The 19,439-nt window shown below is 66.8% G+C and carries 16 protein-coding genes; 10 read left to right on the plus strand and 6 right to left on the minus strand.

Features of this window, described 5'->3' with window-relative positions; all coding sequences use genetic code 11:
• Window positions 1-28: 28 nt before the first annotated feature.
• The 4 genes from QW845_RS26050 to QW845_RS26065 all read right to left on the minus strand — a co-directional run bounded on the left by QW845_RS26050 (window position 29) and on the right by QW845_RS26065 (window position 5,098).
• Complete coding sequence (locus QW845_RS26050) at window positions 29-1,435, minus strand: ATP-binding protein (RefSeq protein ID WP_315804379.1); 1,407 nt, start codon at window positions 1,433-1,435, stop codon at window positions 29-31.
• Between the two features lie 24 nt (window positions 1,436-1,459).
• A complete protein-coding gene (locus QW845_RS26055; RefSeq protein ID WP_315717811.1) occupies window positions 1,460-2,200 on the minus strand; it encodes a response regulator in 741 nt (246 codons plus the stop codon).
• Between the two features lie 317 nt (window positions 2,201-2,517).
• Window positions 2,518-4,155, minus strand: coding sequence for a DUF4403 family protein (locus QW845_RS26060; protein WP_315804380.1), 1,638 nt, complete (start codon window positions 4,153-4,155; stop codon window positions 2,518-2,520).
• Between the two features lie 244 nt (window positions 4,156-4,399).
• Window positions 4,400-5,098, minus strand: coding sequence for a L,D-transpeptidase (locus tag QW845_RS26065; protein ID WP_315804381.1), 699 nt, complete (start codon window positions 5,096-5,098; stop codon window positions 4,400-4,402).
• A 356-nt stretch (window positions 5,099-5,454) separates the two neighbouring features.
• Between QW845_RS26065 and QW845_RS26070 the strand changes: the two genes are divergently transcribed.
• From QW845_RS26070 to QW845_RS26080, 3 genes are all read left to right on the plus strand, one after another.
• Window positions 5,455-6,510, plus strand: a complete 1,056-nt coding sequence (locus QW845_RS26070) for a glycosyltransferase family 1 protein (RefSeq protein ID WP_315804382.1) — start codon at window positions 5,455-5,457, stop codon at window positions 6,508-6,510.
• 50 nt (window positions 6,511-6,560) lie between these two features.
• Window positions 6,561-7,250, plus strand: coding sequence for a class I SAM-dependent methyltransferase (locus tag QW845_RS26075; protein ID WP_315804383.1), 690 nt, complete (start codon window positions 6,561-6,563; stop codon window positions 7,248-7,250).
• A 145-nt stretch (window positions 7,251-7,395) separates the two neighbouring features.
• Window positions 7,396-8,028 (plus strand): hypothetical protein, encoded by a 633-nt coding sequence (locus QW845_RS26080; RefSeq protein WP_315804384.1) that lies wholly within the window; start codon window positions 7,396-7,398, stop codon window positions 8,026-8,028.
• Window positions 8,029-8,275: 247 nt separating this feature from the next.
• Here QW845_RS26080 and QW845_RS26085 read toward each other — a convergent pair whose 3' ends face one another.
• Complete coding sequence (locus QW845_RS26085) at window positions 8,276-9,940, minus strand: aminotransferase class III-fold pyridoxal phosphate-dependent enzyme (protein ID WP_409997969.1); 1,665 nt, start codon at window positions 9,938-9,940, stop codon at window positions 8,276-8,278.
• Window positions 9,941-9,975: 35 nt separating this feature from the next.
• Here QW845_RS26085 and asd point away from each other — a divergent pair, with 35 nt between their 5' ends.
• From asd to QW845_RS26120, 7 genes are all read left to right on the plus strand, one after another.
• On the plus strand, window positions 9,976-10,851 hold the full coding sequence (asd, locus tag QW845_RS26090) for an archaetidylserine decarboxylase (RefSeq protein ID WP_315804385.1): 876 nt from the start codon (window positions 9,976-9,978) through the stop codon (window positions 10,849-10,851).
• A 115-nt stretch (window positions 10,852-10,966) separates the two neighbouring features.
• Window positions 10,967-11,944, plus strand: coding sequence for an NUDIX hydrolase (locus QW845_RS26095; protein ID WP_315804386.1), 978 nt, complete (start codon window positions 10,967-10,969; stop codon window positions 11,942-11,944).
• A 150-nt stretch (window positions 11,945-12,094) separates the two neighbouring features.
• Entirely contained in the window at window positions 12,095-12,604 is a 510-nt protein-coding gene (locus QW845_RS26100) for a (2Fe-2S)-binding protein (RefSeq protein WP_315804387.1), read from the plus strand.
• Window positions 12,601-13,617 (plus strand): xanthine dehydrogenase family protein subunit M, encoded by a 1,017-nt coding sequence (locus tag QW845_RS26105; protein ID WP_315804388.1) that lies wholly within the window; start codon window positions 12,601-12,603, stop codon window positions 13,615-13,617. Before QW845_RS26100 ends, QW845_RS26105 begins: the two co-directional genes overlap by 4 nt.
• Window positions 13,618-13,621: 4 nt before the next feature.
• Window positions 13,622-15,826 carry a xanthine dehydrogenase family protein molybdopterin-binding subunit gene (locus QW845_RS26110; RefSeq protein WP_315804389.1) on the plus strand — a complete coding sequence of 735 codons (2,205 nt, stop codon included), beginning with the start codon at window positions 13,622-13,624 and terminating at the stop codon, window positions 15,824-15,826.
• A 288-nt stretch (window positions 15,827-16,114) separates the two neighbouring features.
• Window positions 16,115-16,993 (plus strand): EamA family transporter, encoded by an 879-nt coding sequence (locus QW845_RS26115; RefSeq protein ID WP_315804390.1) that lies wholly within the window; start codon window positions 16,115-16,117, stop codon window positions 16,991-16,993.
• Window positions 16,994-17,155: 162 nt separating this feature from the next.
• The gene (locus QW845_RS26120; protein WP_315804391.1) at window positions 17,156-18,049 is read left to right on the plus strand and encodes a DUF3313 domain-containing protein; all 894 of its coding nucleotides are present in this window, start codon (window positions 17,156-17,158) and stop codon (window positions 18,047-18,049) included.
• Between the two features lie 114 nt (window positions 18,050-18,163).
• Here QW845_RS26120 and QW845_RS26125 read toward each other — a convergent pair whose 3' ends face one another.
• Window positions 18,164-19,438 carry a DUF2130 domain-containing protein gene (locus QW845_RS26125; RefSeq protein WP_315804392.1) on the minus strand — a complete coding sequence of 425 codons (1,275 nt, stop codon included), beginning with the start codon at window positions 19,436-19,438 and terminating at the stop codon, window positions 18,164-18,166.
• Window position 19,439: the final 1 nt, after the last annotated feature.

Here is a 19,439-nt window from a genome sequence, read left to right on the forward strand (position 1 = left end):
CCCGGATCCGTCCGGGCGCGTTCGCGCGTCATGCTGCGGGGCGCAAGGTGGTCTGGCCGAGCGGCAGCTCGATGCGGGCGATCAGCCCGCGCGGCTTGCGATCGTGCAATGACAGCTCGCCGCCATGCGCCTGGACGATCGCCTTCGCGATCGAGAGGCCCAGGCCGAACCCGGTGGCCTCGTCCATGTTGCGGGCATCGTCGCCGCGCACGAACGGCTCTAGCATGTCGGGCTTGCGCGCATCGGCGATCCCCGGTCCGTCATCCTCCACGTCGATCGTCAGGCACTTCCCCGACGCCGACAGTCTGATCACGGTTTCCTTGCCGTACTTCACGGCGTTCTCGACCAGGTTGGTGACCGAACGCATCAGGTCGTCGGGCCGCACCGTCGCCATCGCGTGCGCCGGGCCGACATAGGTGACGCTGTGGCCGACATCGGCGAACTGGTCGGCGACGAGCTGCAGGATGCTCGCGATATCGACCAGCGTCGTCGGCTCGAGCTTGCGGCCGTTGCGCAAGAATGACAGCACCGAGCCCAGCATCGCATGCATCTGATCGAGATCGGCCAGCATGCGATTGCGCTGCAGTTCGTCCTCGACGAACTCACAGCGCAGCCGCATGCGGGTCAGCGGTGTCCGCAGATCGTGGCTGATGGCCGCCAGCATCTTGGTCCGGTCGTTCATCAGCGCCGTGATGCGTTGGCGCATCCGGTTCAGGGCGCGCGCCAGCGACCGGATCTCTTCCGGTCCGCGCTCGGGCAGGGCAGTGGCATCGCCATCGAGGCTGAAGCTCTCGGCAGCCTTCGCGAAGCTCGACAGCGGTGAGGTCAGCGCACGGGCCGCCCACAGGCCGAGCAGTGTCGTGCTGATCAGCGCGAACATGATCGTCGTCAGCCATGGGGCGCCCCAGAACGGTGGCCGGTGTGGCCGGTCGGCCATCCGCGCAGAGACCATGTTGCCGTCGGGAAGGGCGAAGACGACGGTGCGCGTCTGGGAGCCGGGCGGCGGCATGAAGATGCGATAGCCGGGGCCAAGGCCGCGAAAGCCGCCTGGACCGTGAGGCCGTCCGTCGGCCATCTCCTGAGGCGCCGGGTGGCGCTCGTCGCCACCGGTCCCGGCCTCGACGTCGGGGCCGGCCGGCTCGCGCCGGCGGCCATCCGGCAGAGGTCCCGCGTGAGGCTTGAGCTCGAACTCGGGATAGGCGCGGGCAATGTCGGAGATCAGTCGCGGCCGTTCGGCAGCGGGCGCGCGTCCAAGAATGCGGATGGCGGTCGCGAGCTGAAACGGCCCGACTTCGTTTTCGGGGTCGGGCTGCTCGGCGCGATAGATCAGGAACGTCGCCGTGATGATGGCATGGAGCGCCACGATCGAAATGGCCACCAGCGCCGTGATCTGGCCGCGGATTCCCTTGAGGTTGAGAAAGCCGAACGACATCATGACATCGCCATTCGATCCGGCCGGTCAATGGCTTTGCGGGCCGGTCACCACCTCGACGACGGGCGTGAACATGTAGCCGCCGGAGCGCACGGTCTTGATCATGGTGGCCTCCTGCGGGTCCGGCTCGATCTTGCGGCGGATGCGGCTGACCAGCACGTCGATCGAGCGCTCGAACGAGCCGGCGCTGCGGCCCTGCGTCAGGTCGAGCAGGCTGTCGCGCGACAGCACGCGGCCCGGCCGCTCGCAGAAGGTGCGGAGCAGATCGAATTCGGCGCTCGTCATCGCGACGCGCGCGCCTTCGGGATTGCGTAGTTCGCGGAGCCGGAAGTCGATCGTCCAGCCGAGGAAGCTCAGCGCGGTCGCGCCTTCGGTTGCGCTCGCCGTCATCGCGGCCGCCTGTCGGCGCAGCACCGCGTTGATGCGGGCGAGCAGCTCGCGCGGATTGAACGGTTTTGGCAGATAGTCGTCGGCGCCCATCTCCAATCCGAGGATGCGGTCGACGTCCTCGCCGCGCGCGGTGAGCATGATGATCGGCACTTGCGATTCCGCGCGCAGCTTGCGGCACAAGGTCAGGCCGTCCTCGCCGGGCAGCATGACGTCGAGGATCAGGAGATCGACACGGTGGTCGCCCATGATGCGGGTCATCTCGCGGCCGTCGGTCGCGGTGGTCACGTTACAGGCATTGTTGCGCAGATATTTCGCGATCAGCGTCCGCGTCTCGCGGTCGTCCTCGACGACAAGAATGTGTGGTTGTGTCTGGGCCATACCGACAAGTGACCTAGAATCGCGGCGTTTTGCGAAGAATTTTGTTACGGAATGTTTCCTGCGACGGGCGCGCGGACAAGGCCCGACAATCTCTCCCTGCGCCGTGTTGCGGCTTCCGTGAGGGCGCGTCAAGCCTCGCGAAACGTATGGCCTCGGGGCCGCAGCACGCTCGCGCGATGCGGCTGCATCGGGTTACCGGAAACGGTGCGGACATTCGTGAGTGGCCGCAGACCAGGTCAGGCCCGATTGAATCGTTGCCGGTCGTTGCACGATCCGAACGCCCGCAGCGACGGGATGCGACATTCCGAAACGGCCTGTCACAGTCCCGGCAACGTATTGACTCGAACCGACATCGTGCCCTCCGCCGAGGCGATCACGCGCAGCACGGTGGCGTCGAAGGCGATGTCGGTCAAAGCGAGGTTGTTGATGTCGGTATCGACGCGGATGCCGTTCTCGTTCTTCTGCAGCTCGGCGACCGCGGTCGCGATCTTGTCGCGGACGTTGTCGGCGAAAGGCTTGAGATCGACCACCGAACGTTCCAGCAGCGCGCGCTGCAGATGCGGCACCACGGCGCGCGCGGCGGCGCCGAGCAGGCCGAACGCCGCGTCGGATTCGACGGCGAGCTGCAGGTCCGACAGCCGCAGGATCTGCTGCGCCTGATCGACCATGGGGCGTCCCCAGATGTGCACGGTCGCGTCGGCGCCGAGGCCGAAGAAGCTCTCCTTCTCCTTGCCCTTCACCTGCAGCGAGATCAGCAGCCGGTTGCCCGAGGGCACGACGGTCGCGTGCTTCACCGTGACCGCGACCGGGCCGGAGCCGTCCTCGGGGAACGTCCGCCCGGCGAGCTGCGAGTCGACGAGCTTGCTGAGCTCGGTGAACGGGACGTCGATCGGAACCGCGACGTTGATGGCGCCGGCGGTGGGTGGAATGATCGTGATCTTGTCCGGGAACGGACACTCCGGCTTGGTCTCGGCGGCCGTGACCCGGGTCTCCGCTTCGATTCCCATGGTGACGCTGACGGCGTTGGCATCGATCGCGGGCTGCGCGGCCAGCGCCCGTGTCGGCTTGATCTCGAGCCAGACCGCGGGCAGTCCCGGCGTGGTGCCCTGAAGCGGCACCGAGCGGCAGGCGCGGGCCCACTGCGCCTGCGCCACGCGCCGCACGGTCGGGTCCTTGCGCAGCCTGTCGCTGAGCGCGCTGAGCTGGTCGTTGACGGTCTTGTCGATGACCGGCTTCATCTGCGCGGGCACGTTGACGCGGGCGCCGGCGACGGTCAGCGCGGTGTCGCCGAGATTGACCTGGGCGGTGAAGTTCGGCTCGACATACCAGGCGGCGGCCAGCCGCGGCCGCATCGCGATCAGCACGTTGCCCTTGATGTCGGCGGTGGCGTTCAGATTCTTGATGTTGATGCCGCCGATCTGCTTGGCCGCATCCGAGCCGAGCAGGCCGCCGATGGCGTCGCCGAGCGCGCCGGTTGCTTTGGCGGACAGCGATCCGGTGACGTTCAGCCGGCCCGAGAGCGGCGTCGCCAGCGACAGAGTGTCCTGGGTGCCGGTGGCGGCGATGGCGCCGCGGGTGACGGTCCAGCCGATGTCGGCATTCTGCAGGATCTGGTTGACGGGATTGTCGGCCTTGCCGGCGAAATTGCGCGGCGTGGCCTTTTCGGCGGCGTCGCGAATCGCGCCGAGCGAGATCGAGACCGGCGTCATGATGATCGAATTGCGCGTGGCCGGCGGCAGCGGCGGCAGTTGGGTCAGCTGCGGCGCCGGCGTGCTGCCCGAGAACAGAAACACCTCCACGATGATGATGCCGACCAGCACGATGGCGGCAAGGCCGGCGGCGCCGATCAGGATCAGCCGCAGCCGGGGCGGCGAGCGCCGCGGCGGAGGCTGCGTTCTCGGGGCGAGCGGATGCGGCCTGCTCTGCCAATCCGGTCGCGGTGTCGGAAGGTTCATGTCGGATCCACGGACTCCAGCTGCCACGCCGGCCCATGCCGGAAGCGGCGAGATCGCGGTTAATACAAGATTGCCGAGCTTACAGGGCCGGACGGAGGCGCGCCAGGGCAGCCCGTGACGCGGATCATCATCAATCGGCCGTGATGGTGAACGCCGACATGCGCGCAAAGAAATGACCGCCGCGGCTTTTGGGCCTCGGCGGTCCAGTCAGGGAGGATCCGGAGGAAGGAACGAGCGGCGCGGGCTAGCGTGTCATGCGGCCGAGATCGGCGCGGCGCTCCATCGGCAGCACGATCACCTTGGCGCCGACGCTGACGCGGGAATAGAGGTCGATCACGTCCTGGTTGGTCAGGCGGATGCAGCCCGACGACACATGGGTGCCGATCGTCTCCGGCGCGTTGGTGCCGTGGATGCGGTAGACGGTGCCGCCGAGATACATCGCGCGGGCGCCGAGCGGATTGCCGGGACCGCCGGCCATGTGACGCGGCAGATATGGCTGGCGTGCGATCATCTCCGGCGGCGGCGTCCAGTCCGGCCATTCCGCCTTCCTGGTCACCGACTGCACGCCCGACCAGGTGAAGCCGTCGCGGCCGACGCCGATGCCGTAGCGCATTGCCTGGCCGCTGCCGAGCACGTAGTAGAGGTACTTGTTAGGCGTATCGATCACGACCGTGCCCGGCGCCTCGCGAGTCGAATAGCTCACGACCTGGCGGCGCAGCCGCGCCGGCAACTCATAGGCGGTCGCCTCGTACTCGCGCGGTGTGATCAGTTGCGGCGCCGTCGCCGGCGGCTCATAGGCCGCCATCGGCGGCGGCAGCAGGAACGGGAAGGGAAGCGGGGCCGGAGGCGCGGCCTGCGTCGGCGTCGCCGCCACGATTGCGGATGCGACGAGTACACCAAAGAGAATGCGGGATGACGAATACACTGTGCCCGGCGTGACCATGGACGTCCCCTCGTTTGATCGCTTGGTGCGCGCCGTGCTTGTCTCGGCCGGCGTCGTCAAAATCAGTTGCCTGTCATCATTCTTTGCGGCGCATTGACCAACGCCCGATGCTGCAACTCATAGGGGAGAAAAGTTTCGTTGCGTTTGCGCGCTGCACGCAAAACGGTTTCGTCGGCTTAACCGTTTGTTTCATGACGGTTTCACGACAGCGCCCGCACGAGACGGCCACGGATCGCGGGGAAAACAGCAGTTGCGGGCAAAAAGACCCTTCGACAGTTCGATGACGTCACACGCCTGAAATAACAATGTCGGATTTTGCGGCTGTTCAGAATCGCTGCAACTTTCCGGATCGCCTTATGCGGATCTTAATCGCAACCGACGCCTGGCACCCTCAGGTCAACGGCGTCGTGCGCACGCTCACCTCGCTGGCGCGCGCGGCCACAGGCCTCGGCGCCGACATCACATTCCTCACGCCGGAGGGGTTTCCGTCGTTTGGCGTGCCGACCTATCCGGGCCTGCGCCTCGCCGTGACCAACGGCCGCGAGATCGCCCGCCGCATCGAGGCCGCAGCACCCGATGCGATCCATATCGCCACCGAAGGCACGATCGGCTGGGCGGTGCGCCGCTACTGCCTGCGCCACGGCCTGCCGTTCACGACGTCCTACACGACGCGCTTCCCTGAGTATGTCTCGGTGCGCACCGGCATTCCCGATGCCGTCGGCTACTGGGTGATGCGCCGCTTCCACGATGCGGCCGCGATGACCATGGTGGCGACCAATTCGCTGAAGCAGGACCTCGCGTCGCGCGGCTTCAAGAAGCTGGGTTTCTGGACCCGCGGCGTCGATACGAAACTGTTCAATCCGGATGAGCCGGTCACGCTCGATTTGCCGCGCCCGGTGTTCATGACCGTCGGCCGTGTCGCGGTCGAGAAGAACCTCGAGGCGTTCCTGTCGCTGGACCTGCCGGGCTCGAAGGTCGTGATCGGCAACGGTCCGCAGAAGGCGGAGCTCGAGCGTCGCTTCCCCACCGCGCATTTCCTCGGCGAGAAGACCGGCAAGGACCTGACCGCGCACATGGCGGCCGCCGACGTCTTCGTGTTTCCCAGCCTGACCGATACGTTCGGCGTGGTGCAGCTGGAGTCGCTGGCGTGCGGCACGCCGGTCGCGGCCTTCCCCGTGACCGGTCCGCTCGACGTCATCGCCGACCATCCGATCGGGGCGATCGACTGGGATCTGCGCGCGGCGTGCCTGAAGGCGCTGACGATGTCGCGCGAGACCTGCCGGGCGTTCGCGCTCGACCGCTCCTGGGAGAACAGCGCGCGCCAGTTCATCGGCAATCTCGCCGTGCTGCAGCCGTCCCGCGTCGTGCGACCGACCCCGGTGCTGGCCGGCCAGAGCGCGGTGCGCAGCTGACGGCGGATCTTGCGTCACTCGATCAATTCCAAACCAAGTGAGATGTAACGATGGCAGAAACCATGAAGCTCGACGGCGCGCGGGAGCTCGACTTCGATCGCGAGCAGGTCGAGCAGGCCTATGACCGCTGGGCGCCGATCTACGACCTCGTGTTCGGCGGCGTGTTCGAGAAGGGCCGCCAGGCCGCGATATCGGCCACCAACAAGCTCGGCGGCCGCGTGCTCGAGGTCGGTGTCGGCACCGGCATTTCGCTGCCGCTCTATGCGCCGCATGTGCGCGTGTTCGGCACCGACATCTCCGAGGCGATGCTCGGCAAGGCGATGCGCCGCGTCGCCGACCAGCGGCTGAAGAACGTCGAGGGGCTTGCGGTGATGGACGCGGAGCAGCTCGATTTCCCCGACGATTCGTTCGACGTCGTGATGGCGCAATATGTCGTCACCGCGGTGCCGAACCCGGAGGTCGCGCTCGATGAGTTCGCCCGCGTCCTGCGCCCGGGCGGCGAATTGATCATCCTGACCCGCGTCAGCGCCGATGCCGGCATGCGCCGCGTGATCGAGCAGGCGTTGCAGCCGGTCGTGCGCCGCCTCGGCTTCCGCACCGCCGAATTCGGCTGGTCGCGCTACATGCGCTGGCTCGCCGGAGCGCAGCGCATGGAGCTGGTCGAGCGCCGGCTGATCCCGCCGCTCGGCCATTTCTCGCTGGTCCGTTTCCGCAAGCTGGAGCGTGCTGCCGCGGCTTGAAGCCGCGGCCACCGTCTACCGCCGCTGCGGCGTTCTCCGTAGTCCAAAACGTTTCACTGCGTCCGATCGTGTGACATCTTGATGATGTCACACCATCTACACCGAATCCCTGTACACGACCTGCAACTCATTCTTCGGAGCAACCATGATCAAGCATTTCCTGGAGCAGCTGCGGATCCAGCGCTGGGACGACCATCGCTACTATCATCACAGCCGTATCAATCAGAGCCTGCACTTTGTCAGCGCGCTCAGCTTCATGATCGCCTACGTGATGATGGTGTTCGATCCGCTGGTCTCGGCGCTGATCGGCTGGCTGGTGTCGATGACCTCGCGCCAGGCGGGCCACTTCTTCTTCGAGCCGAAGGGCTACGACCACGTCAACCAGGCGACCCACGAGCACAAGGAAGAGATCAAGGTCGGCTACAATCTGCAGCGCAAGGTCGTGCTGATGTCGATCTGGGCCGCGGCCCCCGTGGTGCTGTATCTGCAGCCGACCCTGTTCGGCCTGCTGCCGCCCTGGACCACGGCGATGGAGTTCGTCCGCGAAACCGCCAAGCTCTGGCTCGTGATCGGCATCGGCGGCCTGCTGTTCCGCACCATCCATTTGTTCTTCATCCGCGATGTCGAGACCGGCCTCGTCTGGATGACCAAGATCATCACCGACCCGTTCAACGACTTCATGCAGTACCGCTCGGCGCCACTGGCGCTGCTGCGCGGCGAGCTGATCGATCCGGGCCTGCATCTCATGGGCGAGACCCTCGAGGAGCAGCACGCCTGATCGGACCGATGCGTCGGAGTTGCGCGATGCCCGGGCCGGTCCCGGGCATCGGTGTTTGTGGGGGCTGTCGATGTTGAACGCAGGCTGTCGCGGCAAGGGCAGTGCGCCCCCTCTCCCGCTTGCGGGGGAGGGTCGGGGAGGGGGCAGGCTTGCTCCGCTGATCGTGAGAGTGCGTCGTGCCGCGGCCCCCACCCGTCGGGCTCTGCGAGCCCGCCGACCTCCCTCGCAAGCGGGGGAGGCGCTGGCCTCAGCGCCCGAACGCGGCGCCAAGCATTTCCTTCAGGATCTGGCGCTTGATCGCCTTGTTGGTGAGTGTGCCGTCGTTCCACCACCAGCCATCCTGCTTCATCTTCTCGGCCGCCGAGACGAAGCGCCTGGTCACCTCGGCGAAATCGGCGTCGGTGTAGTTCAGGCTGAAGATGAAGCGGCCGGTGCCGACCCAGCTCAGCGCCAAGCCCTCGGCGCGCAGATAGTATTGCAGCATCCAATTGTAGCGCGACGGCACGGTGTACTCGACCAGCCAGATCGACTGCAGATTGGAGACGCGCACCGGCAGCTCCTTGGCGGTGAGCTCCGCGTTGAGCTGCGCGGCACGGCCGTTCCAGGTCTCGTCCAGCCCGTCATAGATGGCGCGGAAGTTCGGGCTGTCGAGCCGGCTCAGGAACTCGTCCATTGCCGCCATCACGTAAGGATGCGAGTTGAAGGTGCCGCGCGCGAAGCAGATGTCGGCCGGGCGGTCGTCGCGGAAGCGGCGCATCAATTCGCGCTTGCCGCAGACGACGCCAATCGGCAGTCCGCCGCCGAGGCTCTTGCCGTAGGTGACCATGTCGGCTGTGATGCCGAAATACTCCTGTGCGCCGCCCGGAGCGAGCCGGAAGCCGAGGAAGACTTCGTCGAACAGCAGCACGATGCCCCGTTCCGTGCAGACATCGCGCAGCTGCTTCAGCCAGGCGGTGTAGGCCTCGCGGTCGTACTTCCCCTTGCGCGAGGAATCGACCAGCGCGGAATCGCCAGGCGCGTTGCCGTTCGGATGCAGCGCCTGCAGCGGATTGACCAGCACGCAGGCGATGTCGCGGCGGGTACGCAGGACATGCAGGGTTCGCTCGGACATTTCGGCGAGCGTGTAGGTCTCGTGCGGCGCAATCGGATTGCCGACGCCGGGCTGCACGTCGCCCCACCAGCCATGATAGGCGCCGGCGAAACGCACCAGATGGCTGCGACCGGTGTGGTAGCGCGCGAGCCGCACCGCCTGCATCACCGCCTCGGTGCCGGACATGTGGAACGAGACCTCGTCCATGCCGGACAGCTCGGTCAGGCGCTTTACGTTGTCGGCGACGACCGGGTGATAGAGCCCGAGCACCGGGCCGAGCGCGCTCGCGCGCCGCTCGGCGGCTGCGATGCACTCCTTGTAGAAGTCGTAGCCGAAGATGTTGACGCCGTAGGAACCGGTGAGGTCGTAGAACCGGTTGCCGTCGAGATCGGTCAGGGTGACGCCCGAGGAGGCCTGCATGAACGAGCCGGCGCCGAGCTGCTCCTTGACCAGACGGCTGTACTGGAAGGGGACCCGGTAGCTCTGGGTGAACTGCAGGTCGGAGATGCGGCTTGCGGCCTCCGCCGTCAGCGCGCGGCTCTTGGCGAACCTCTCCTGGAACAACGCGCCGAGTCGGAAGAAGCCGTCCTGGCGCTTCGTGGCGATCGCCTGCGGCGCGCCGTCGGAGCGGAAGAAGTCGTCGATCTCGAACTCATAGCGCGGGATCAGCCTGGAGATCCGGCGCGACATCTTGGAATGGCCGGCCAGCGAGCGGTGCTTGGCGCGCGACAGCTCGATGCGGGCCTTGACCTTCGGGGCCATGGCGGCCGTCACGGCAGCGCCAACGGCGAGCGATACATAAGGAATCGAGTTTTCCATCATGTCCAAAAGCGCTAACCACTCCTGCTGACAGATTCATGACAGTCAAAAGCCTGATCGCCTCCGTCACCCAACAGGAAGACCTCAACTTCCTGCTCACCAACCGCGTGCCGCGCGCCGCGCTGACCCGTTTCATGGGCTGGTTCTCCAAGATCGAGAATCCGCTGGTCCGCGACGCCTCGATCGCGCTGTGGAAGCTGTTCTCCGACCTCGATCTCTCCGAGGCCAAGGAGAACCGCTTCAAGAGCCTGCACGCCTGCTTCACGCGCGAGCTGAAGCCCGGCCTGCGGCCGTTCGATCCCGATCCTGCCATCGTCACGAGCCCGTCGGACGGTATCATCGGCGCCCACGGCCTGATCCGCGACGGCGAGCTCTATCAGATCAAGGGCGCACCCTATTCATTGCGCGAGCTCGTCGCCGATCCCGCCGTGGTCGACACCCACCGCAACGGCTGCTTCGTCACCTTGCGTCTCACGTCGAGCATGTATCACCGCTTCCATGCGCCCTACGACATGACGCTCGAGCATGTCAGCCTGATCCATGGCGACGTCTGGAACGTCAATCCGATCGCGCTGAAGCGGGTCGAGCGGCTGTTCTGCAAGAACGAGCGCGCCGTGATCCGCACGCATCTCGCCTCGGGCGAGCCGTTCACGATCGTGCCGGTGGCGGCGATCCTGGTCGCGAGCATCCGCCTGCATGCGCTCGACCGCGTATTGAACGCGCAGACCGAGCGGCCGCTCGCCTACCCCTGTCACAACAATGTGCGCAAGGGAGACGAGCTCGGCTGGTTCGAGCACGGCTCGACCATCATCCTGCTCGCGCCGGGCGACTTCACGTTCTGTCCCAATGTCACGGAGGGCGCCCGCATTCGCGCCGGCCAGCCACTGTGGCGCAGGCGCGTCGCCGCCGGATGAATGTCGGGTCCCTGCCTGCGCAATCTCGATTTCGTCGTTGCGCAGTCCTATATCGGAGCGTTCAACTGACGAATCAGACCGCGGGAGTTGCGGTCGTTGCGGCTCGGGAGAGGCGATGGCGAGAGCGCCGATCATGGCGGCAGGTGGCATCGTGCTGCGGCGGGAACAGCCGCCGCGCATCGCGGTCGTGCGCCTGCGCAAGCGTGACGAATGGGTGCTGCCGAAAGGCAAGCTCGACGATGGCGAGACGCCCCGCGACGCCGCCAAGCGCGAGGTGCTGGAGGAGACCGGCCACAAGGTCACCGTGCATGAATTCCTCGGCACCCTGGTCTACGACACGGGCACGCGCTCCAAGGTCGTGCACTACTGGCGCATGGAAGCGGCCGGCGAGCCGTCGCAGCCGCTGATGGACGATGTCCGCGCCGTCGACTGGCTGCCGCTCGATGCGGCAGTGGGGCGGCTGTCGCGCGACCATGAGAAGACCTTCCTGGAGACTGTCGGGCCCTACGCGCTGGCAGGCCTGATCCGCAAGACCAAAGCGAAGTCCGCGCCCGAGGTGGCGGCGAAGACCGCCGCTGACAAGAAGCCGGTCGAGAAGCCCGCGGTGGAGACGGCGGCGCTCGCGGCAAAGCCTGCAACGGCCAGGAAGCGCCGCAGCCGGATCGTAGAGCAGCCCGCCCCGGCGCCGGAGATCGCCGACCTCGCGATCGACGTGCAGGGCGAGCAGCCCGCCGAAGCCGTGCTTGCGGCTGCGGCGCCCGGCCTCGATCAATCCGAACCGATCGTCTTGGAGACGACGGCTATGTCGGTGGAGGCGGACCTAGCCCCGCTGCCGGCCGAACCCGTAGCGATGGAACGCGAGCCCGCCGACCTCGAGCGCATCGAAGCGGTCGCCGCCGCGATCAAGTCGCTGCTGCCCACCCCGGTCGCGCCGGATGCCGATGTGAGCCGCCAAAGTGAGGACGGGCTTGATCCCGGCGCTGAGGCCATGCCGCCTGAGGATGCGGCCGCCGTCGATGACGAGGCGCAGGACGGACCGCGCCGCCGCAGCCTGGCGGAGAAAATGCGGGCGTGGCTCGGCCGCGCCGCTTGAGCCGGACGGCGACGCGACCGACCAGGCGGTTGCACCGTCCGCCCTTTGCACGTGCTGGCCTGGGCAAGTCCCGCTGGCCGCTGCTGAAAAATTGTTGCGAACCATTGGCGCCATCGCGGGTTGATGCGGGTCCGTCAATGGAGATCCCGCATGAGCGCGTCGCGCGAGAATGCCTTACCCCTTTCCAGGCCTGCGCCTCTGTCCGTCACGCTTCAGATCAACGGCGAATTGCGTACCCTGCCGGTGGCGCCCTGGACCACGCTGCTCGATCTCCTGCGCAACCATCTCGATCTCACCGGCACCAAGAAGGGCTGCGATCACGGCCAGTGCGGCGCCTGCACCGTGCTGATCGACGGCCGCCGCGTGCTCTCCTGCCTGACGCTCGCGGTCATGAAGGATGGCGCCGAGATCACGACCATCGAGGGACTCGCCAAGGGTGATGAGCTGCACCCGCTGCAGCAGGCCTTCATCGATCACGACGCCTTCCAGTGCGGCTATTGCACGCCGGGCCAGATCTGCTCGGCGGCCGGCCTGATCGCCGAGGGCAGGGCGAAGACGAAGGAGGAGATCCGCGAGCTGATGAGCGGCAACATCTGCCGTTGCGGCGCCTATCCGAACATCGTCGGCGCCATCGAACAGGCGATGGGAGGAGGACGATGAACAATTTCGACTATGCCCGCGCGAGCGATGTCGCCGAGGCCGTCAAGCTCAAGGCGGCGGTGCCGGAAGCCAGGTTCATCGCCGGCGGCACCAACCTGATCGACCTGATGAAGTATCACGTCGAGCAGCCGCGTCAGCTGATCGACATCAGCCGCCTGCCGTTGACGAAGGTGGAGGAGACGAGCGCCGGCGGCGTCAGGATCGGCGCGCTGGTGCCGAACAGCACGCTGGCCTATCACCCGGTCATCGAGAGCCGCTATCCGCTGCTGGCGAGCGCGATCCTCGCCGGCGCCTCGGCGCAACTGCGCAACATGGCCTCGACCGGCGGCAACCTGCTGCAGCGGACACGTTGCGCCTATTTCTACGACGTCGCCACGCCCTGCAACAAGCGCACGCCCGGCGCCGGCTGCTCGGCCATCGATGGCCTCAACCGAGGCCACGCCATCCTCGGCACCAGCGCCGACTGCATCGCGACCCATCCCTCCGACATGTGCGTCGCGCTGGCCGCGCTCGGCGCCACGGTGCATGTTACAGGCGCCTCCAGCGAGCGCCTCATCGCCTTCGCCGATTTCCACCGGCTGCCTGGCGACCGTCCGGATCTCGACAACACGCTGCGTGCCGACGAGATCATCACCGCGATCGAGCTGCCGCCGCGGGGCTTTGCTTCGAATCACAGCTATCTGAAGATCCGCGATCGCCTGTCCTATGCGTTCGCGCTGGTCTCAGTTGCCGCTGCGCTCGCGCTCGACGGCGGCCAGATCCGCGAAGCGCGATTGGCGCTCGGTGGTGTCGCCCACAAGCCGTGGCGCAACCAGGCTGCCGAGGAGGCGCTGCGCGGGCAGGCGCCGGATCCCCAGACATTCGGCCGCGCCGCGGACATTCTGCTCAAGGAGGCCCAAAGCTCCGGGCACAACGCCTTCAAGATCCCGCTCGCGCGCCGCGCCATCGTCCGCACCCTGACCCAGGCCGCGAACGCAACGCCCCAGATTCAAGCCATCAAGACCATCCGGTGATGTCATGACAGCTCACATCGGCACAGCCACCTCCCGCGTCGACGGCCGCGCCAAGGTCACCGGTGTCGCCAAATATGCCGCCGAGTTCACCGCGCCCGATCTCGCCTTCGGCGTCGTGGTCAGTTCCACCATTCCGCGGGGGCGGATCATGCGCATCGATACCAGCCGCGCGCTGGCGGTTGACGGCGTCATCGACGTGCTGACTCACGCCAACCGGGTCAGCATGGCGGACAAGGATGACGACTATCGCGACGAGGTCGCGCCGGAGGACGGCTCGCCCTATCGCCCGCTCTACGATGACAGAGTGCATTTCAACTACCAGCCGGTGGCACTGGTCGTCGCCGAGGACGAGGACATTGCACGCTTCGCCGCAACGCTGGTCGAGATCGACTATGAGGTCGAGAGATTCGCGACGGACCTGCATGCGCGGCGCGAGCAGGCGTTCAAGGTCGACAAGCCGGTCAAGCCGCGCGGCGACGCGGCAAAGGCGCTCGCCGGCGCAGCCGTGCGTCACCATGCCGACTATGGCGTGCCGATCGAATATCACAACCCGATGGAGCTCTATGCGTCGACCGTGCTCTGGCGCGAGGGCGGCAAGCTCGTGGTCTACGACAAGACCCAGGGCGTGCAGAACGTGCAGCGCTATGTCTGCAGCGTTTTCCGATTGAAGGAGGACGACGTCCAGGTGATGTCGCCATTCGTCGGCGGCGCGTTCGGCTCCGGCCTGCGCCCGCAATACCAGGTGGTGCTCGCGGCCATGGCGGCGCTGAAGCTGAAGCGCGCGGTGCGCGTCGTGCTCAGCCGTGCCCAGATGTATGGCTTGTGCTATCGTCCGGCGACGATCGAGCGGCTGGCGCTCGGCGCCCGTGAGGACGGCACGCTGGCGGCGCTGACGCATGAAGCCATCGCAATGACCTCGCAGCACGAGGCGTTCTCGCGCAACGACATCGGCTGGGGCGAGGTGCTCTACACCTCCGTCACTTCGCGCGCGACGCATCGGCTCGCCAGGCTCGACGTGCCGACGCCGGGCGACATGCGCGCGCCCGGCGCCGCCAGCGGCGTCTACGGTCTCGAATGCGCGATGGACGAGCTCGCCGTCGCGCTCAAGATGGATCCGCTCGAATTGCGCCTGCGCTGCTATTCCGATCGGGATCAGGACAAGGATCTGCCGTTCTCCAGCAAGCGGCTGAAGGAGTGCTATCAGCAGGGCGCCGGGGCCTTCGGCTGGTCGAAGCGCAGCCCGGAACCGAGTTCGATGCGTGACGGCCGAGAACTCGTCGGCTGGGGGATGGCGAGCGGGGCCTGGGAGGCCTTGCAGATGCCGTTCGCGACGCGGATCGTGATGACGGCCAACGGACATGTCGAGGTGTCGAGCGCGACCTCCGATATCGGAACCGGAACCTACACGATCATGGCGCAGGTTGCCGCCGACATGCTCGGCGTGCCGCTCGACAGCATCAATGTGAAGCTCGGCGACTCCACGCTGCCGAAGGCGCCGGTGGAGGGCGGCTCATGGACCGCAGCCTCGATCTCGCATGCGATCGTCAACGCCGCTGATGATATCCGGGCGGAGCTTTTGAAGATCGCGCACACCGTCCCGGGCTCGCCGTTGCAGGGGCTCGAGGCCGACGAGGTGACGCTCGCGGATGGCGCGATCGTTGCCATCGCGGATCGCAATCGTTCGGTGCCCATGGCCGACGTCATGCGCCATGGCGGCATGGACCGGATCGAAAAGGAGCGCGGCTCGGAGTTCGAGGACGACGACAAGCACGCGCACAACACGCATTCGGCGGTCTTCGCCGAGGTGAAGGTCGACGAGGAGCTCGGCGTCGTCAGGGTGACGCGCATCGTCAATGCCGTCGCCGCCGGGCGCATCCTCAACACCAAGACAGCCTCGAGCCAGATCATGGGCGGCGTCGTCATGGGCATCGGCATGGCGTTGCACGAGGAGGCCCAGATCGACCAGCGCTTCGGGCGCATCATGAACGCCAATATCGCCGAGTATCACATGCCGGTGAATGCCGACGTTCACGATATCAAGGTGATCTTCGTCGACGAGGAGGATCGCATCATCAACAAGATGGGCATCAAGGGCGTCGGCGAGATCGGCATCGTCGGCGTCGCCGCGGCGATCGCCAACGCGGTCTATCACGCCACCGGCAAGCGTATTCGGGATTTGCCGATCACATTGGACAAGGTCGTGGGGTGAGCCGGTCTCGCCCCCGACAGCCGACGGCTGTCAGGGGTCTCGGGGAAGATCCCAGAACGGCTCCAACTGTGAGGCCAATGTTAGTGAATGTGCGTCACGACCATTGTCGTGTCCCGCGCTGGCGGGCATCCGGCTCGGCGGCACTGTCGTGACCAATGCCGTGGGGTACTGGCTTCCCGCGGGACGATGGCGTGTGTCGTCGGCGATGTGATTGCTTGACCGCGGCCGTTGCCAGGGCCAGATTGCTGGACGATCAGAACAGATCGCTCTGCAGTGTGGCCGTTCATCATGCTCTCCGATCTGGCTGCACTGGCGGCTGCTTTCAGCATCGCCGTCAGCAACCTCATTGCGCCGTCGGCCGTTCGCCAACTCGGTCCCGTCAGGTTCAACGCGATCCGTCTCGCAGCGGCGCTCCTCACCATGCTGGCCCTGGTGACGCTGCGAGGCCGCTGGGCCGCGCCGCCGGGGGATCAGCTGCTGATGCTGGCTGCATCGAGCCTGCTCGGGGTCGTCGTCGCCGACTCCTGCTTCTATGCTGCACTGGCGCGACTGGGGCCACGCCTGACGGCCGTTGTCTATGCCAGCTGGGCTGCATTTGCGGCCGTGCTTGGTTATTTGTGGCTTGGTGAAGCACTGTCGGCGATCAAGATCATGGGAGTAGGGTGTATCGTCGGCGGCGTGTCCGTCGCAATCATCTTCAGGCAGCCTGGCACCATCGCCCAGGAGACACACGGCTCGCTGCGCGTGGGGCTCGTGTTCGGTCTCGCGGCGGCGCTGTTCGCAGCGGCGGCTGTCCTGATCGCGCGTCCCGTGATGGCTGCCGGCCTCGACCCGGCGTTGGCCACGTCCATTCGTGCCGCGATCGGATTGGCAGCCTTGCTCACTTTGTCCGTCGTTCCGGGTTTCCGCAACTCGGCCGCGGTGGATAGATCAATCGTCATCCGATCGGCGCTCAGCGGTGTGCTCGGGATGGGCATCGGCATGACGCTCGTCTTGTTTGCTCTGACGAGCCGGCCCGTTGGAATCGTTTCTAGCCTGTCGTCGACGACGCCCGTCATGATCCTGCCGCTGCTGTGGTGGAGCACCGGGCGAAGGCCCGCGCCGGCGGCCTGGCTGGGCGCCGTGCTGGCCGTAGCAGGCGTCATCGCCATCACCTGCGGATTGTGAGCCCGCGGTAGCGGCGCCGCGCACACGCTCGCCGCACTCTCTCCTTGGTTGGTGCCGTTTCGAAACATCTCTCCATGCTTCCGCCCCACGCCGTCCGAAATCTCGGAGAAGGATGCGCCGCCCGCGAGAGGGCGATGATCGTTGGCGTGAGGCGGGAGAAGCATGGTCGAGATCGACGTCGCGGCTTTCGTGAGATCCTGTGCCCCCGCCACCATCCGCCTGACGATGCTGTGCGCGGCGCTCGGCCTGTCGGGTTGCGCCACGGCGCAGATGACGCAGAGCGGCGCGCTCGCATCCTATCAGGCGCTGGCGGAATCGAACGGCGTGCTCGCCAAATCGCAGCTCAACGTCGACAAGGACAATGTCCTCGCGGCCCAGACCGTGCGGATCATGCCGACATCCTTCTCGGGCCAGGCCGGCGCGGTGCTGACGGACCAGCAGCGGCAGCTCGTCGCCAATGCCGTCGACCGCGCGCTGTGTCTCAATCTAAGCGAACGCTTCACGGTCGTAGCGCCCAATCAGAGGGCCGATTTGACGACGCGCACCTTCATCACCCAGGCGACGCCGACCGATCCGGTCGCCGCCGGTGCGTCCAAGGTCGTGTCGGCCGTGCCGGGCGCGCTCGGCGTTCCCGTTCCGGTGCCGCGGCTGCCGATCGGGCTCGGCAGTCTCACGATCGAGGCTGAAGCGCTCGACCGCAAGGGCCGGCAGCAGGCCGCAATGGTGTGGGCGCGCGGCGCCAATTCGTTCACCAACTCGCCGGTGCTTTCGCAGGCCGGCGATGCCTATGATCTGGCGAGTTCGTTCAGCGCAGATTTCGGCCAGATGCTGGTCACCGGAGAGACCCCGTTCGGCAAGTTGCCGAAGCTGCCGTCGATCGAACGGATCGGCGCGGCGCTCGGTGGCAAGCCGAAGAACGCGGCATGCGAGGCGTTCGGCAGGGATCCCGGGGTCATCGGCATGGTCGCCAACCGTCTGGGCGCCCCGCCGGAATGGGTCGACAAGGGGGCTGTGCCAAGGGACGCTCAGGCGAGCACGCAGATGGCGAAGCAGTAGCGGCCATCTGCATCCGCATGCCATCGGAACGCGAGATGCGGCCAGACGCGGCCGCGTAGGGTCAGCATAAGCGCGGTGCGGCGCTGGTCTCCTTGGATCGCCGCGGCCGGCGCGCTACTCCGCCGCCTCGCTCTTGCCCTCGATCAGCAGCACGTCGAGGCTCTCGATCTCCTGCATCGCCCGGCCAGCGATGCCCTGCAGGTCGCCATAGAGTCCCGCCGTCGAATCCAGCACGCCGCGCAGTTGCTCCTCGCGCTTGGCCCACAGCCGCATCATCGTCTTGCGCTCGCGGTCGAGATCCGACTGCATCTCGGTGAAGCGCTCGACGATGGCGTCGATGCGGTGGCGGAAGCGGGGCCCCGTGAGATAGGCGTAGACCATCTCCATCTTGGTCTGCTGGCCCTCCTGCGCGAGCTTGCTGCAGGCGACGTCGATCAGCGACTGCCGCAACGCCAGCGACAGCGGCAGCGCGAAGCGCGGCTCGGCGACCCAGACGCCGTCGATCAGGTCGAAGCCGTCGACGCCCTTGGGCAGCGCGCTCGAGACGATCAGCGCGATGTCGGCCTTGGCCGCGCGCTGGTCGTCGCGCAGCTTCACCAGCCAGCCATCGCTCCAGTTCTTGGTGCGCTTGGATTCCCACAGGATCGCGCCGCAGGCTTGGCCACCTGGGCCGACCACGCGATGGATCACGTCGCCGCCGAACTCGCCCTTCGGCACCGGCTCGACGAGGTCGCGGGGAAAGCGTGCGCGCAACTGCGATTCCAGCTCGATCTCCAGCGCCTCGCCCTGCAACTGCTGCGAGCCTTGCTCGGCCTTGCGGCGGAGCTCCTCGATCTGACGCTGCATGCCGGCGATCTGGGTCTCCTTCTCAGCGACCTTGGCCTTCAGCGACTCCTCGGCCTCGAGCCGCGCCTTGTCGCGCACCGCGACGAGGCTTTCCTGCACCTTGGTCTCGATGGTGAGATCGAGCTCGCGGCGGGCCTCGTCGAGCTCGCGCTGCTTGCGCATCATCTCGGCCTGTGCCTTCTGCGCATCGGCGAGCTTGGCGTCCTTGCTGAGGATGGCCTCGTGCAGCTCGGCGAGCTGGCGATCGCGATTGCCCATTTCGTCCGCCACGGCCTGGCGTGCCTTTTCGGCTTCGGCTTGCGCGATCGCAGCGCGCTCGGCCTTCAGCTTGGCGGCCACCTGCTGATCGATCGCGGCCTTGGCCTGCGCGATCTGCTCCTGGGCGGCCTTGAGCTGCGCCTCGCGGCGGCCGAAATCGGCTTCTTTCGCCTGCAACTGCTTCTCGAACTGCCGGCGCGTCTCCGCGATCAGGGGCGCTGCGAGCTGCTCGGTCAGCTTGATCTCGGTGCGGCAGGAGGGGCAGACGATCTGAGGATCGGTCATG

The organism is Bradyrhizobium sp. SZCCHNS3002 (genome assembly GCF_032377435.1).
Taxonomy (GTDB): domain Bacteria; phylum Pseudomonadota; class Alphaproteobacteria; order Rhizobiales; family Xanthobacteraceae; genus Bradyrhizobium.

Coding starts and splice junctions, on each gene's coding strand:
- QW845_RS26050 (WP_315804379.1), bottom strand. CDS start 1,435: ATGATGTCGTTCGGCTTTCTCAACCTCAAGGGAATCCGCGGCCAGATC.
- QW845_RS26055 (WP_315717811.1), bottom strand. CDS start 2,200: ATGGCCCAGACACAACCACACATTCTTGTCGTCGAGGACGACCGCGAG.
- QW845_RS26060 (WP_315804380.1), bottom strand. CDS start 4,155: ATGAACCTTCCGACACCGCGACCGGATTGGCAGAGCAGGCCGCATCCG.
- QW845_RS26065 (WP_315804381.1), bottom strand. CDS start 5,098: ATGGTCACGCCGGGCACAGTGTATTCGTCATCCCGCATTCTCTTTGGT.
- QW845_RS26070 (WP_315804382.1), top strand. CDS start 5,455: ATGCGGATCTTAATCGCAACCGACGCCTGGCACCCTCAGGTCAACGGC.
- QW845_RS26075 (WP_315804383.1), top strand. CDS start 6,561: ATGGCAGAAACCATGAAGCTCGACGGCGCGCGGGAGCTCGACTTCGAT.
- QW845_RS26080 (WP_315804384.1), top strand. CDS start 7,396: ATGATCAAGCATTTCCTGGAGCAGCTGCGGATCCAGCGCTGGGACGAC.
- QW845_RS26085 (WP_409997969.1), bottom strand. CDS start 9,940: ATGATGGAAAACTCGATTCCTTATGTATCGCTCGCCGTTGGCGCTGCC.
- asd (WP_315804385.1), top strand. CDS start 9,976: ATGACAGTCAAAAGCCTGATCGCCTCCGTCACCCAACAGGAAGACCTC.
- QW845_RS26095 (WP_315804386.1), top strand. CDS start 10,967: ATGGCGAGAGCGCCGATCATGGCGGCAGGTGGCATCGTGCTGCGGCGG.
- QW845_RS26100 (WP_315804387.1), top strand. CDS start 12,095: ATGAGCGCGTCGCGCGAGAATGCCTTACCCCTTTCCAGGCCTGCGCCT.
- QW845_RS26105 (WP_315804388.1), top strand. CDS start 12,601: ATGAACAATTTCGACTATGCCCGCGCGAGCGATGTCGCCGAGGCCGTC.
- QW845_RS26110 (WP_315804389.1), top strand. CDS start 13,622: ATGACAGCTCACATCGGCACAGCCACCTCCCGCGTCGACGGCCGCGCC.
- QW845_RS26115 (WP_315804390.1), top strand. CDS start 16,115: ATGCTCTCCGATCTGGCTGCACTGGCGGCTGCTTTCAGCATCGCCGTC.
- QW845_RS26120 (WP_315804391.1), top strand. CDS start 17,156: ATGGTCGAGATCGACGTCGCGGCTTTCGTGAGATCCTGTGCCCCCGCC.
- QW845_RS26125 (WP_315804392.1), bottom strand. CDS start 19,438: ATGACCGATCCTCAGATCGTCTGCCCCTCCTGCCGCACCGAGATCAAG.